This window comes from Microcella alkaliphila, from assembly GCF_004216855.1.
GTDB classification, from domain to species: Bacteria; Actinomycetota; Actinomycetes; order Actinomycetales; family Microbacteriaceae; genus Microcella; species Microcella alkaliphila.
Map to the genome: position 1 here is coordinate 20,654 of NZ_SGXT01000015.1, position 12,639 is coordinate 33,292.

General features: G+C 69.7%; 14 protein-coding genes. 4 read left to right on the top strand and 10 right to left on the bottom strand.

Annotation, left to right across the window (positions count from 1 at the left end):
- Positions 1–13 precede the first annotated feature (13 nt).
- Positions 14–655 carry a DUF6226 family protein gene (locus EV140_RS07350; RefSeq protein WP_130282558.1) on the bottom strand — a complete coding sequence of 214 codons (642 nt, stop codon included), beginning with the start codon at positions 653–655 and terminating at the stop codon, positions 14–16.
- Positions 656–741: 86 nt separating this feature from the next.
- On the opposite strand from EV140_RS07350, the gene EV140_RS07355 reads away from it, so the two are divergent.
- The gene (locus EV140_RS07355) at positions 742–1,026 is read left to right on the top strand and encodes a GNAT family N-acetyltransferase (RefSeq protein ID WP_130282560.1); all 285 of its coding nucleotides are present in this window, start codon (positions 742–744) and stop codon (positions 1,024–1,026) included.
- Between the two features lie 192 nt (positions 1,027–1,218).
- Here the strand turns inward: EV140_RS07355 and EV140_RS07360 are convergent, their stop codons facing one another.
- Genes EV140_RS07360 through EV140_RS07375 form a run of 4 tightly spaced genes read right to left on the bottom strand, consistent with a single transcriptional unit; the run spans position 1,219 to position 5,000 of the window.
- Positions 1,219–2,049: a heme ABC transporter ATP-binding protein gene (locus EV140_RS07360; protein ID WP_198674381.1), complete on the bottom strand. Its 831-nt coding sequence runs from the start codon at positions 2,047–2,049 to the stop codon at positions 1,219–1,221.
- Positions 2,049–3,089, bottom strand: a complete 1,041-nt coding sequence (locus tag EV140_RS07365) for a FecCD family ABC transporter permease (RefSeq protein WP_241971357.1) — start codon at positions 3,087–3,089, stop codon at positions 2,049–2,051. The genes EV140_RS07360 and EV140_RS07365 overlap by 1 nt, the downstream gene beginning before the upstream one ends.
- The gene (locus tag EV140_RS07370; protein ID WP_130283022.1) at positions 3,086–4,135 is read right to left on the bottom strand and encodes a lipoate-protein ligase LplAB; all 1,050 of its coding nucleotides are present in this window, start codon (positions 4,133–4,135) and stop codon (positions 3,086–3,088) included. Before EV140_RS07370 ends, EV140_RS07365 begins: the two co-directional genes overlap by 4 nt.
- Positions 4,136–4,163: 28 nt before the next feature.
- A complete protein-coding gene (locus EV140_RS07375) occupies positions 4,164–5,000 on the bottom strand; it encodes a sulfurtransferase (RefSeq protein ID WP_130282564.1) in 837 nt (278 codons plus the stop codon).
- A gap of 22 nt (positions 5,001–5,022) precedes the next feature.
- Between EV140_RS07375 and EV140_RS07380 the strand changes: the two genes are divergently transcribed.
- The gene (locus tag EV140_RS07380; RefSeq protein ID WP_130282566.1) at positions 5,023–5,373 is read left to right on the top strand and encodes a cupin domain-containing protein; all 351 of its coding nucleotides are present in this window, start codon (positions 5,023–5,025) and stop codon (positions 5,371–5,373) included.
- On the opposite strand, the gene EV140_RS07385 is transcribed toward EV140_RS07380, so the two are convergent.
- A complete protein-coding gene (locus EV140_RS07385; RefSeq protein ID WP_130282568.1) occupies positions 5,370–6,272 on the bottom strand; it encodes an alpha/beta fold hydrolase in 903 nt (300 codons plus the stop codon). The genes EV140_RS07380 and EV140_RS07385 overlap by 4 nt on opposite strands.
- Positions 6,273–6,347: 75 nt before the next feature.
- Between EV140_RS07385 and EV140_RS07390 the strand changes: the two genes are divergently transcribed.
- Positions 6,348–6,809 carry a MarR family winged helix-turn-helix transcriptional regulator gene (locus EV140_RS07390; RefSeq protein ID WP_130282570.1) on the top strand — a complete coding sequence of 154 codons (462 nt, stop codon included), beginning with the start codon at positions 6,348–6,350 and terminating at the stop codon, positions 6,807–6,809.
- A gap of 5 nt (positions 6,810–6,814) precedes the next feature.
- The gene (locus EV140_RS07395) at positions 6,815–8,143 is read left to right on the top strand and encodes an MFS transporter (RefSeq protein WP_241971358.1); all 1,329 of its coding nucleotides are present in this window, start codon (positions 6,815–6,817) and stop codon (positions 8,141–8,143) included.
- 214 nt (positions 8,144–8,357) lie between these two features.
- Here EV140_RS07395 and EV140_RS07400 read toward each other — a convergent pair whose 3' ends face one another.
- The 4 genes from EV140_RS07400 to EV140_RS07420 form a co-directional block, all read right to left on the bottom strand.
- Complete coding sequence (locus tag EV140_RS07400) at positions 8,358–8,825, bottom strand: MarR family winged helix-turn-helix transcriptional regulator (RefSeq protein WP_130282574.1); 468 nt, start codon at positions 8,823–8,825, stop codon at positions 8,358–8,360.
- A 378-nt stretch (positions 8,826–9,203) separates the two neighbouring features.
- Complete coding sequence (locus EV140_RS07410; protein WP_130282579.1) at positions 9,204–10,049, bottom strand: transglutaminase family protein; 846 nt, start codon at positions 10,047–10,049, stop codon at positions 9,204–9,206.
- Positions 10,046–10,975, bottom strand: a complete 930-nt coding sequence (locus EV140_RS07415; RefSeq protein WP_130282581.1) for an alpha-E domain-containing protein — start codon at positions 10,973–10,975, stop codon at positions 10,046–10,048. The genes EV140_RS07410 and EV140_RS07415 overlap by 4 nt, the downstream gene beginning before the upstream one ends.
- Positions 10,969–12,639 (bottom strand): circularly permuted type 2 ATP-grasp protein, encoded by a 1,671-nt coding sequence (locus EV140_RS07420; RefSeq protein WP_130282583.1) that lies wholly within the window; start codon positions 12,637–12,639, stop codon positions 10,969–10,971. Before EV140_RS07420 ends, EV140_RS07415 begins: the two co-directional genes overlap by 7 nt.

Sequence of the window (12,639 nt, forward strand, 5' to 3'; positions counted from 1 at the left end):
AACCGCCGAGCCGTCAGCGTCGAGGCCACGACAGCCAACCAGCAGACAGAGTCGCGAGCCGCTCGATAGCGGCTTCTCGTTTCGCGTCGGACACATGCGTCAGGCCGCCCGTTCCGGACATGCTTCCGGCGAACCGGTAGCCGTATGTTGCCCGACCATCCGCACGCCCTTGCGTTGCCACCGATTCACGGAAGCGACCATCGGCGACAGCGAGGACGTGGCTCTCCAGTTCGTCGGCTGCTCTCTCCCAGGTCTCGTCGCAGGCGTCGCAGCCACATACCGGGTAAGACGACTCCCACAGCACTCCCGCCGCGAGGACCACCCCCGGGTAGCCGGTCAGCGCAATGTCCAACGGTGCCGCGTCGACGGCACGTGGGCGCAACGTGTAAGCATCAATGATGGGGATCTGTCTCCTCCCGAGCTCGTCCGCGAGGGAGGCGCCACGCTCTATCTCAATGTCGAAGGTGAGAGTGAGGTGCGCAACGAGGGCTCGCGCGACCTCGTGTAGCGGCGCGAATCGCTCGGGGTGCGTGACGCAGCTGTACGAGTCTTCGGGAGGTCCAGCCAAGCCCCACCGCTCGCCGTAAGGAATCACAGTGCCGCTCACATCGCGGTACTCCTGAGGCGCGATCTCGGGGCGAACGTACGACGTCATGGCTCGATTGTGATGGATCGTCGAGAGCGTGTCGACGACCGGGGCCACCCAGCCCACTGCCGTGCAGCGCCGATAGGGTGCCCGGCATGAGCCTCACCGTGACCCACGAGCCCGATGCCTCCCGCTATTCCGTGCACCGCGGCGACGAACTGCAGGGCTGGATCGACTACGACGTCGCCGGCGGCACCCTGCGGTTGTTGCACGCCGAAGTGCCCCCGCTCATGCGCAACAAGGGCGTGGGTGGTGAGGTCGTGCAGGCGATCCTCGACGAGGTTCGTAACACACGCGCGGAACCGGTGCAGCCGGTGTGCGGGTTCGTGCGCATGTGGATGCGCCGGCATCCCGAATACGACGACCTCGCGCGTCGGTAGCAGGCACTTCGCCGGTCTCGCCCGTGTGTGCAGCCGGCTCATGTGTCGAGCCAGTGTCGCGCAGCCCCGGTGGATGCCCCCGCGTCATGGCGTGTCGCGGCCGGCCCGCCGCGTGCCGCGAGACCCTCCGGGGCGACGCGACAACAGTGCGGCGCGGCGGGGCCTGCGCGACGCGAGTCGGCGCGAACGCGGCTAGTCGCGCAGCGGCAGGATGACCGGCCGCGAGCCCGGCGTCGGGTGGTACACCCGCACACCCAGGCCGTAGGCGCGGCCGACGCGCTCGGCGGTCAGCACTTCGTTCGGGGTGCCGATCGCGGCAAGGGTTCCGCCGGTGAGCATGCCGATGCGATCGGCGTATGCGGCCGCGAGCGAGAGGTCGTGCAGCACCACGACGACCGCGCGCCCCGCGCGGGCGAGGGCCAGGGATGCGCGCATCACGTCTTCTTGATGGCGCAGGTCGAGCGCCGCAGTCGGCTCATCGAGGAACACGATCTCGGTGCGCTGCGCGAGCACGCGGGCGAGCGACACCCGCGCGCGCTCGCCGCCCGACAGCGCGGTGAAGCGCCGCTCGACGAGGTGGCCGACGTCGGCGGTGCGCACCGCCTCGGCGATGGCTTTCTCGTCATCGTCGAACTGCGGGGTGCGCACCCACGGGTTGCGGCCCATGGCGACGATCTCGCGCACGAGGAAGGGGAAGCTCACCTCGCTGGCCTGGTTGAGTACGGCGCGGCGACGGGCGAGCTCGATCGTGCGGTAGTCGCCGAGGCGCTTGCCGTCGAGTAGCACGGTGCCGTGGTCGTAGTCGAGTTCGCCGCTGAGGGCGCCGAGAAGCGTCGACTTGCCAGCACCGTTGGGGCCGACAAGCGCCAGCACCTCGCCGGTGCGCACCTCAAGGTTGACGTCGTGCAGGATCGGCCGGCCGTCACGTGTCACCCCGACGCCGCGCGCCTCAAGCACGACGCGACTCTCTGACGGGTGGGCGGGGATCGACCCGGTGACGGGCGTTCCGGGCAGGTCGCTCATCACGCCCACCCCCCGCTGCGTCGACGCTGCCGCCAGAGCAGGTAGAAGAAGAACGGCCCTCCGACCAGCGAGGTGAGCATGCCGATCGGCAGTTCGGCCCCGGCGATGAGGGTTCGGGTCATGAGGTCGGCGATGACGAGCAGGGCACCGCCGCCGACAGCGCTGGCGAGAATGAGACCGCGGTGGGCGGGCCCGATGATCATGCGGATGATGTGCGGCACGACCAGGCCGACGAAGGCGATGATGCCGGTGAACGCGACCGCGGCACCCGTGAGTAGGGCGACGAGCACGATGGCGACGATGCGCAGCCGCTCGACGTTGACCCCCAGCTGGCGGGCGTTGCGCTCGCCGAGTGCGAGCAGGTCGAGTCGGCGGGCGAGGAAGAGCGCGGCGAGCGTGCCGAACAGCGCTACGACGGCGACGATCAGCACCTGGTTCCACAGCGACCCGGCGATCGAGCCGAGCTGCCAGAACACGATCTGCTCGCGGCTGGCCGAGTCGGCGATGAACAGCACGAAGGCGATGCCGGCGTGCGCGAAGGCGTTGATGGCGATACCAGTGAGCAGCAAAGTGACGACCTCGGTGCGCCCCCCTGCCCGCGCGACGGCGTAGACGAGTAGCGTGGCCACTAGCCCGCCAAGGAAGGCGAACACCGCGACTCCCGGACCGCCGAGCACGCTCGCGCCGATCGTGATCGCAATGGATGCGCCGAGCGCGGCTCCTGAAGACACCCCGACGACGCCGGGCTCGGCGAGCGGGTTGCCGAAGATGGCCTGCATGACGGCGCCAGCGACGGCGAGCGATGCCCCCACCATGAGGCCCATGACGATGCGCGGGAAGCGCACGACCCACAGGGTGGACTCCACGATCGGGTCGGTCGGAGCCCACGCCGTGTCGATGCCGATGGCCCGTAGCAGCGAGCCGAGCACCTCGGTGGGGGCGACGGCCAGCTGCCCCGTGACAGCGCTCGCAATGATGCCGCCGACCAGGAGGCCGGCGAGTAGCAGGACGAGCGCGGTCGCGCGCAGGCGCGACCTCACGGCACCCGGTGCACCCAGCCGTGCGTGCCGAACTTCTCGGCGACAAGCTGCTCGACGCGGGCGCTCTCGTCGTCGGTGATGGCCCCCTCGGTGAGGCCGTACAGCCGGTCGAAGGTGTCGACGAGCGAGTCGATGATGGCGTCGCGGGTCATTCCGGTCTGCGACTTCAGCGGGTCGACGCGCTTGTTAGCGCTCGCGATGCCCTTGTCGCTAATCTTCTCGCGCCCGATGCGCAGCACCTGGGTCATGCGGTCGCCGTCCATGTCGTAGGCCATGGTCGTGTGGTGCAGCACGGCTCCGGCGCCGAGGCGCTTCTGCGCGGCGCCGCCGATCTTGCCGGCGGGGCTCGCGATGTCGTTGAGCGGCACGTATGAGGCGTCGATGCCGAGGTCGTGCAGGGCGGTCAGCACCCAGCTGTCGAGGAACGCGTACGACTCGGCGAAGCTCATGCCCTTCACCAGGTCGACGGGCGCGTACAGCGAGTAGGTGATCGCCGACTGCGGCTCGATGAACATGGCACCGCCGCCCGACACGCGGCGCACGACCTCGAAGCCGTAGGCGGCAGCGTTGTCGAGGTCGACCTCGTTCTTCACGCTCTGGAACGACCCGATGACGACGGCGGGACTCGCCCACTCCCAGATGCGCAGCGTCGGCCCGCGCCGCCCGGCGCCGACCTCCTCGGTGAGCACCTGGTCGGTCGCCATCTGCTGCACGGGCTGCAGCGCCGGCCCGCGCACGAGCTGCCAGTCGTGGTCGGCGAACGTGGTGGCGCTGTTCACCGCTCGGCGGATCGTCGTCGCCACGGCCTCGGGGCTGAACCCCAGCAGCTGCGCCCCGGCCGGCACCGCGGCGGTGAGCGCCCGCGTGAGGGCGACAGCGTCGCTGTCGGCGCGCATCCCGGTGACGGCGCGTTCCATTTCGTGAACGGTCTCGTCGGGTTCGACGAAGAAATCGCCCGCGATTCGGATGCTCGCAATCGCGTCGTTCTCGACCGTCAGGTCGACGACAACAAGCTTTCCGCCGGGAACCTTGTATTCGCCGTGCAGGGGGCTCTCACCGCTCATGCGGGCAAGCCTACTGAGCGGTGGCTACGGGAAGGCCGGGAGCGGCCGCGTACTGCGACCACGAGCCGGGGTAGAGGCGCCCGGCGGAAAGACCCGCGTACTCGAGGGCTATCAGCGTGTGGCAGGCGGTGACGCCCGAGCCGCAGTAGGCGACCACCTCGCGCTCGGCCGCGCCGGCCGCCGCGAAGCGCTCGCGCAGCACCTCCGGCGCGAGGTGCAGGCCGTCGGGTCCGACGTGGTCGCGGGTGGGCAGGTTCACCGCGCCGGGAATGTGGCCGGCGCGGGCGTCGACGGGTTCCTCTTCGCCGCGGTACCGCTCGGGCGCGCGGGCGTCGACCAGCAAGGGTCCCTCATCGGCGGATGCTCGGCTCACCTCGTCGAGGTCGGCCAATCGCTCGGCGGGCCACGCGCGGGTCGACAGCGACCGCGGCCGCGCGTCCACCGGGCCCGTCTCGAGCGCATCCTCGCCATGCGCGGTGACCCACGCATCCAGGCCGCCGTCGAGAAGGGCGGCGTCGTGGCCGACGGCCCGGAGCATCCAGACGAGACGCGCGGCGATGACGCCGCCGGCGTCGTCGTACGCGACCACGGCGTCGCCGTCGCCGATGCCGACCGCTCCGAGCCCCATCGCGAAGACCGCCGGGTCGGGCAGCGGGTGCCGACCATCGGCTGGCGTCGCGGGGGCGGCGAGCCACGCGTCGAGGTCGACAAACACGGCGCCGGGAATGTGGCCGGCTTCGTGCGCCTCGCGCCCCGACCGCCCGTCGAGGTACCAGCGCACGTCGGCGACGACGACCTCATCGCGGTGCTCGGCGAACCAGGAGGGAGAAACGATCGGCGGCAACATGCACTCAGGCTAGGGTGCGGGCATGGATTTCGTCGCCCTTGATCTCGTTCGCTTTGCCGCCGCCATCATGGGTGAAGCGGCCGACTCCGAGCGGGGGCTTGTCACGCGCCCTTTGCCGGTGACCGACGAGGGTGACGCCGCCCGGATGCGCGTCATCGGCATCGGAATCGCCGCCGGTCACGTGCTTCCCGAGCACGACAACCGCGGCGAGGCCATGCTGCAGGTGCTCGCCGGATCGGTCACGCTGCTCAGCGCCGATGGTCGCGAAGTGCCACTCGCGACCGGGATGCTCGCGCCGATTCCGCAGGCACGTCACCGTGTCGAGGCGCACGAGACGAGCGCGCTGCTGCTCGTGCAGGTTGCGCGCGGCTAGGCGGTTTCCTCCACCGACCCGGAGGCGCGGGCGCCCGCGAACAGGCGCTCGTCGAGCCAGGCCATGAGGTCGTCGCGCACCTCCTGCTGATTCGTCTCGTTGAAGATCTCGTGGCGCGCGCCCGGGTAGACGATCAGCTGCACGTCGCTCAGCCCTCCGCGCCCGACGTAGTCGTTGACCAGCTTCGCCGCGCTCTCTTCGCCGCCGAGTGGGTCGTCGTCGCCGACCATAATCAGCAGCGGCACGTCGCGGTCGAGCTTCTTCGGCCGGCCGTAGAGGCGCAGCGCGTCGAACAGGCCGAACAGCTTCAGAACCTTCGCGTCGGTGGTGAGTTCGTCGGCGACGAAGGCGGCGGCGACCTCGGGGTCGCGGCTCAGCCACTCGGCCCCGGTGTCGCCGAGGTGCGCGTGTCGGGCGTTCAACTCGCCCGCGTTCATGCCCCACGGCGTGCGGTGGGCGGTGCCCGTGAGCACGACGGCGTCCCACGGCTGGCGGCCCGCGTTCAGCAGGTTCTGCGCCATCAGCGAGCCCCACGAGTGGGCGACGAGCGCGAGCGGCATTCCGGCGCGCTCTCGACGGATGATCGTGGCCAGGTCTCGCAGGTTCTGCTGCGTCGCGCGCAGCCCGCCCACGCCCAGCTTGCCAATCCTCGTCAGGTCGCCTGACCACTGCTCGACCCCGGTCGCTCCGTGACCGCGGTGGTCGTCGGCGTAGACGGCGTAGCCGCGGTTGACGAGGTCTTGCGCGAGCGCTTCGTAGCGCAGCGCGTGCTCACCGACACCGTGTGCGATCTGGACGACGCCGCGGGGTTTCCCCGGCGACCAGACGTAGTAGTGCACCGTGACGCCGTGGTCGTCGACGAACGTGCGGTGATCGCGCTCGGCGATGAATTTCACCATCGATGGCCTCCTTGTGGGCCAGCGTACGCGCATCCATTCGTTACCCAGGTTAATGACCTAGGGTAATGAGTTGCCATGACGACCGCACCACCGCCTCCCCTGCCCGGCAGCTCGCCGCCCGCGTCGACCGACCCCGACGAAGAACTGCGCGTGCTCATTCAGAAGCTCGCGCGGCGCATCCGCAACGAGCGGGGTGGGGAGGGCATCACCGACAGCCAGCTCGGCGTGCTCTGGCTGCTGGCGAGCGAGGGGCGTTCAACCCCCGGGCAGCTCGCCGAACGCGAGCGGGTGAGCGCCCCGGCCATGAACCGCACCATCAACGCGCTCGAGTCGGCCGGGCTCGTCGCCCGCACGCCGAGCGACGTGGACGCACGGTGTGTGTGGGTGACGCTCACCGACGAGGGCGAGCAGGTGGTCGCCGAGACGCGGCGCCTGCGAACGCAGTGGTTTCACGACCGGCTCGACGAGTTGAGCGACGACGAGCGCGCGGCGCTCGAAGCGGCACGCCCCGTGCTGCGGAAGCTGGCGAACAGTTGAACGCGATGTTCCGCTCGCTCGCCGGCGTGAACTACCGCATCTGGTTCGCCGGCGCGCTCATCTCCAACATCGGCGCGTGGATGCAGCGCACCGCCCAAGACTGGTACGTGCTCACCGAGCTCACCGACAACGACGCAGTCGCGGTCGGCATCACGATGGCACTGCAGTTCGGGCCAGCGCTGCTCATCAGCCCATACGCGGGGATCCTCGCCGACCGCATCAACGGGCGGCGGCTACTCGCGGCGACGCAGATCACCCTCGCGCTACTGGCCCTCGGCCTCGGCGCGATCATCGTCGCCGGCGTCGCCGAACTGTGGATGGTCTACCTCTTCGCTCTCGGGCTCGGCATCACAACCGCGATCGACGCGCCCGCCCGCCAGACCTTCGTCGGCGAACTCGTCGGCACGAAGGACCTGCCGAACGCCGTCGCGCTGAACTCGGCGTCGTTCAACACCGCGCGCCTCATCGGCCCCGCCGTTGCGGGGCTGCTCACCGTGGCCGTGGGCGCCGGGTGGGTCATCGTCATCAACGCCGTCACCTTCCTCGCGATGCTCGTCGCCCTGTACCTGCTGCGCGAGAACGAGTTGCACCCCATGAAGAAGGAGGCGAAGGCCCGCGGACAGTTCCGCGCCGGCCTCGCCTACGTGCGCCGCCGCGGCGACCTGATGGCGATCTTCGCGATGGTGTTCCTTATGGGCACCTTCGGCTTCAACTTCGCCATCTTTACCGCAACCATGGCGAGCGTCGAGTTCGGCCGCGGGGCCGGGGAGTTCGGCCTGATGTCGTCGATCGTCGCCGTTGGCTCGGTGATCGGCGCGCTCGGCTCGGCGCGCCGCGACCGACCGCGTCTGCGGGTGATCGTCGGCTCGGCGCTCGGGTTCTCAGCCGCCATGGTGGTCGCCGCCCTCATGCCGACCTTCCCGCTGTTCCTGCTCGCCCTCGCCCCCATCGGTTTCTTCGCGCTCACGATGATCACCTCCGCGAACGCGTACGTGCAGACCACGACCCGGCCCGCCATTCGCGGACGCGTCATGTCGCTCTACCTCATGATCTTCATGGGCGGCACCCCTCTCGGCGGCCCCCTGCTCGGCCTCATCGCCAACGAGTTCGGCCCGCGCTGGGCGATCGCCGTCGGCGCGCTCGCCGGCATCGCGGCGGCGACCGTCGCCGTCATCTGGATGCGCGCCACGCGCAATCTGCGCATCCGCCGGTCGGGTGGGCGGCAGCGCTGGTACCGTCCGCGCCTGCTGCTGCGGTACGACGGCGACAAGTACGACCGCGAGACGGCCACGCAGGAGATCGCGATCGTCGAGGCCGAGAGCCGCCGAATCTAGGGGGCGAAGACTCCGCGCGAACCGGAGCCAGTGTGGTGAATCAGAGCGAGTGTGAAGTGGCTCTAGTCCACCGAATGCGCTCCGAGTCAGGCGCGCGGCGCTGACCACAACGCGCTTGCGTCCGCGTGGGCGCACTGCGCCGGTGCGCCGTGGCGCACTGTGCCCAAACCGGCGCATCCTGGAATGCGCGCGAAAGACCTGAGGCTACGCGCAACTAACGGGCGCGTGACTCGCCCGCGCGGTCGCGAGTCGTGGCGTCGACGGCGGCGTCGATGAGGTGGGTGAGCTCGTCGCGCACACCCTCGAGCGTCGCAAGCGGCACCCCCAGGCGCTCGACGATGGTGGCCGGTACCTGCTCGGCGCGAGCGCGGAGGGCACGACCAGCCTCGGTGAGGTCCACGTCGACGCTGCGTTCGTCGGTGGCGCTCCGCGCGCGGGTCACGAGCCCGTTGGCTTCGAGCCGCTTAAGCAGTGGGCTGAGCGTGGCTGCGTCGAGGTAGAGCGTTTCGGCGATGTCGCCGACGCGGCGCGGGCTCTGCTCCCACAGCGCCAGCATGACCAGATACTGCGGGTGGGTGAGCCCGAGCGGCTCGAGCACGGGTCGGTAGACGCTGATGACGCTGCGGCTGGCGACCGCGATGGCGAAGCACACCTGACGGTCGAGGGCGAGAGGGTCGGTCATAGCTTCATATTACCGAGTACACTAACTATTTGTGGACAACAATAGGTATCCCAACCCTTTCGCGGGCGTGAAGGGGTTCTGGGGTGCCGTCAATCGGTTCTTCTACCCCATCGCTGGGCCCGCTCACGTGGGCATCGGACGCGACGAGGCGCCGTATGTCGCGCCGGCAAACCCAACGTGCCCGATGTGCCACTCAGCGATGTCGGATCATGTGATCGAACGCGGGGCGGGAACCACCCCGACGCGCCTGCACTGCCCGGCCGCGCGGCTCTGACCACCCCGCACGTGCGTCAGTTTGCGCGCACTGCGCCGGTGTGTTCTGGCGCACTGCGCCCAAAGTGGCGCATCTCGCGACGCGCACCGGGCGCTCGGAGGCGCCTACGCCTCGCGGGTGATCTCGACGGTCACGAAGAGGGCCGAGCTCGGGCCCGCGTAGACCCCGCGCAGCGGCGGCACGTCGGTGTAGTCGCGGCCGCGGCCGACGATCACGTGCCGGTCGCCGATCTCGATCGCGTTCGTCGGATCGTAGCCGCGCCAGCTGCCGTCGAACCACTCGACCCAAGCGTGCGACTCCCCCGCGATGGTCTCGCCGATCTCGGCGTCGGGCTTGGGGTGCAGGTACCCGCTGACGTAGCGCGCCGGGATGCCCACGGAACGCAGGGCGCCGAGGGCGAGGTGCGTGATGTCCTGGCAGACGCCCTTGCGGTGCGCCCACGCCTCGGCGGCGGTCGAGTGCACGGTCGTCGCACCGGGCATGTACTCGACCTCGCTGTGGAGGAGGTCGCTGATGGCACGGGCGGCGGCGGCCGGGCTCGTCGACCCGGCGGCGAGGGCGATGGCTCGCTCGCGCACCTCCTCCGGCGGGACAGCGAGCTTGGTGTGGCGAGTCTGCTCGAGGAGCGCGACCGCCGACTGCGCGACCCGTGGCAGCTGATCCCAGCTGAGTCCGTCGTTTACTCCGTGCGGGCGCGACCGCACCTCGACGAGGCTCTCGGCACTGAGCGCCAACTCGCGGTGCGGCTCGAGGAGCTCGAACGCCGAGACGCGCGTACCCCAGTAGTCGCTGTAGTGGTGCTGCACCGCGGGAGGGGTGATCGCGACGTGGGAAAAGAGGACGACCTGTCCTTCGAGACTGGCGGGGAGCATCCGCGCCTCGTTGTAGGAGGCGGAGACGTCGCCGGCGTAATGGAAGCCGGTGCGGTGGCGGATGCGCAGGCGGTTCATGTTCTCTCCGCCACCCAGTTGGGCGCCACGTTCGTCGGGAAGTAGCGGTGGCGCACGGCGTCGCTGGTGGCGCTCGTGGCCGCTTGCACCGCATCCATGTGACGGGGCAGTTCGTCGAGAATGTCGGCGATCGGTCGGTACTCGAGCTCGCTCCGGATCTGGCCCAGTTGCCGCAGGGCGAGGTCGCCGACGCCAGCGCGGTCGACGGGTGGTGCGATGCCTCGCAGGCACTGCTCAGCGCGCGTCACCGAGAAGAGGATCGAGCGCGGGAACAGCCGGTCGAGGAGCAGGAACTCGGCCGCGTTCTCGGCGCTCGGCATGCCGCGGTAGGTGCGCAGGTACGACTCATAGGCGCCGCAGGAGCGCAGAATCGTGGTCCAGGATGCGCCACTCGCCTCGGTCAGCGCGCGCGTCGCGAGCAAACGGGCGGTCATGTCGGCGCGCTCGAGACTGCGCCCGAGCGTGAAGAAGCTGTACGACTCGTCGCGGCTCGTCGAGGACTCCACAATGCCGACGGCGAGCGCCGAGCGCTCGCGCACCCAGGCGAAGAACTCACTGACCTTCTCGTTGGCGACCTTGCGGGGCATGCGGGCTCGGGTGGTGTTGAGCACTTCCCACAGCTCGGTGCTGACGACTTCGCGGGCCCGGCGGGCGTTCTCGCGGGCGGCGCCGAGTGAGTAGGCGATCGAGGCGGGGTGCGTACGGTCGACGGCGAGGATGCTCAGCACATCACCGCGGGTGAGGTCGTGCCCCTCCGGCGCCTCGCCGCCCATGACGCTGAGGAGCGACCGGCAGGCCTCGTCTTCCTCCACCCACGGATCCTCCAGCAGCAACTGCAGGTGAACGTCGAGGATGCGCGCGGTCCCATCCGCTCGCTCCACGTACCGTCCGATCCAGAACAGGCTTTCAGCGATGCGACTCAGCATGCGTTCCCCCTCCCCGAAGAGTCGGGGCGAGCATCCTTGGTCGCCGGTGTGTCTGTGTGCTCCTGTTGCTGTTGCTGCTGCTGGTCCCGTCGCGGGTCGTCGTTCGGGTTGTGCTCCATGTAATGGGCTTCGGTGATGATCGGGATGCTGGAGGTCACGGTCGCCTGTTCGGCCACGATTCCGCGCACATCGTGGCCATCGGCGACCATCGCCGTCTGGCCCACGACCCAGGTGTCTTTCGAGCCGCCGCCCTGGCTGGAGTTGACGACAAGCTGCCCCTCGGGCAGGGCGACGCGGGTGAGACCGCCGGGTAGCACCCAAACATCGCGGCCGTCGTTGACGGCGAAGGGGCGCAGGTCTGCGTGACGGGGGCGCAGGCCACCGTCGACGAGGGTCGGGATCGTGGAGAGCTGCACGACGGGCTGCGCGATCCAGCCGCGAGGGTCGGCGAGCAAGCGCTGGCGGAGCTCCTCGAGCTCGGCCTTGCTCGCTGCGGGGCCGACGACGAGGCCCTTGCCGCCCGAGCCCTCGACAGGCTTCACGACGAGCTCGTCGAGGCGGTCGAGTACCTCGGTGAGCGCCTCGGGCTCCTCCAGTCGCCAGGTGTCGACGTTGGCGATGATCGGCTCTTCACCCAGGTAGTAGCGGGTCAGGTCGGGCAGGTAGGTGTAGATGAGCTTGTCGTCGGCGATGCCGTTGCCGACCGCGTTGGCGATCGTGACGTTGCCGAGTCGCGCGGCGAGCATGAGGCCGGGCGTGCCGAGCATCGAGTCGGCGCGGAACTGCAGCGGGTCGAGGAACTCGTCGTCGACACGGCGGTAGATGACGTCGACGCGCTGGGCGCCCGCCGTCGTCCGCATGAAGACGCGACCACCGGAGCAGAACAGATCGCGGCCCTCCACGAGCTCGACGCCCATGAGTCGGGCGAGCAGGGTGTGCTCGAAGTAGGCCGAGTTGTAGACACCCGGCGTGAGAACGACGACGGTCGGGTCGGTCACATCGCTCGGGGCAGCGGCTCGCAGCGCCTGCAGGAGCTTGTGCGGGTAGTCGCCGACCGGCCGCACGCGCATCTGCACAAACAGCTCGGGGAGCGTCTGCGCCATGACTCGGCGGTTCGAGATGACGTAGCTCACGCCACTGGGCACGCGGACGTTGTCCTCCAGCACCCGCCAACCGCCGTACTCATCGCGGATGAGGTCGATGCCGCTGACCTGAATACGCACGCCGTTGGCGCTGACGATCCCGTGCGCCTGGCGGTGGAAGTGCGAGGACGAGGAGATGAGGCTCGCGGGGAGGATGCCGTCGGCGACGGCGCGCTGCTCGCCGTACACATCGGAGAGGAACGCCTCGAGCGCCCGAACGCGCTGGGCGACGCCCTTCTCGAGCACCGTCCACTCGTCCCGGTCGATGACGCGCGGCACGGCGTCGAGCGGGAAGGGTCGCTCCTCACCGGCGAAGTCGAAGGTAACGCCCTGGGCGAGGTAGGAGTTGGCGAGGTCTTCCGTGCGACCGCGCAGCTCTTCCTGGGTCATCTGCGCGAGTGCCGCGTGGATTTGCCGATACGGCAACCGCACCTGCGATTCGGGGTCGAACATCTCGTCGAAGGCGATCGCTGAGGTGCGCGAGGTGGTGCTCACCCCGTACCCGTCGAAGAGGTCCGCCAT

What these genes read in the sequence shown, in the direction of transcription:
- EV140_RS07350 (WP_130282558.1), bottom strand. Translation starts at nt 655, where the DNA reads ATGACGTCGTACGTTCGCCCCGAGATCGCGCCTCAGGAGTACCGCGAT.
- EV140_RS07355 (WP_130282560.1), top strand. Translation starts at nt 742, where the DNA reads ATGAGCCTCACCGTGACCCACGAGCCCGATGCCTCCCGCTATTCCGTG.
- EV140_RS07360 (WP_198674381.1), bottom strand. Translation starts at nt 2,049, where the DNA reads ATGAGCGACCTGCCCGGAACGCCCGTCACCGGGTCGATCCCCGCCCAC.
- EV140_RS07375 (WP_130282564.1), bottom strand. Translation starts at nt 5,000, where the DNA reads ATGTTGCCGCCGATCGTTTCTCCCTCCTGGTTCGCCGAGCACCGCGAT.
- EV140_RS07380 (WP_130282566.1), top strand. Translation starts at nt 5,023, where the DNA reads ATGGATTTCGTCGCCCTTGATCTCGTTCGCTTTGCCGCCGCCATCATG.
- EV140_RS07385 (WP_130282568.1), bottom strand. Translation starts at nt 6,272, where the DNA reads ATGGTGAAATTCATCGCCGAGCGCGATCACCGCACGTTCGTCGACGAC.
- EV140_RS07390 (WP_130282570.1), top strand. Translation starts at nt 6,348, where the DNA reads ATGACGACCGCACCACCGCCTCCCCTGCCCGGCAGCTCGCCGCCCGCG.
- EV140_RS07395 (WP_241971358.1), top strand. Translation starts at nt 6,815, where the DNA reads ATGTTCCGCTCGCTCGCCGGCGTGAACTACCGCATCTGGTTCGCCGGC.
- EV140_RS07400 (WP_130282574.1), bottom strand. Translation starts at nt 8,825, where the DNA reads ATGACCGACCCTCTCGCCCTCGACCGTCAGGTGTGCTTCGCCATCGCG.
- EV140_RS07410 (WP_130282579.1), bottom strand. Translation starts at nt 10,049, where the DNA reads ATGAACCGCCTGCGCATCCGCCACCGCACCGGCTTCCATTACGCCGGC.
- EV140_RS07415 (WP_130282581.1), bottom strand. Translation starts at nt 10,975, where the DNA reads ATGCTGAGTCGCATCGCTGAAAGCCTGTTCTGGATCGGACGGTACGTG.
- EV140_RS07420 (WP_130282583.1), bottom strand. Translation starts at nt 12,639, where the DNA reads ATGGCGGACCTCTTCGACGGGTACGGGGTGAGCACCACCTCGCGCACC.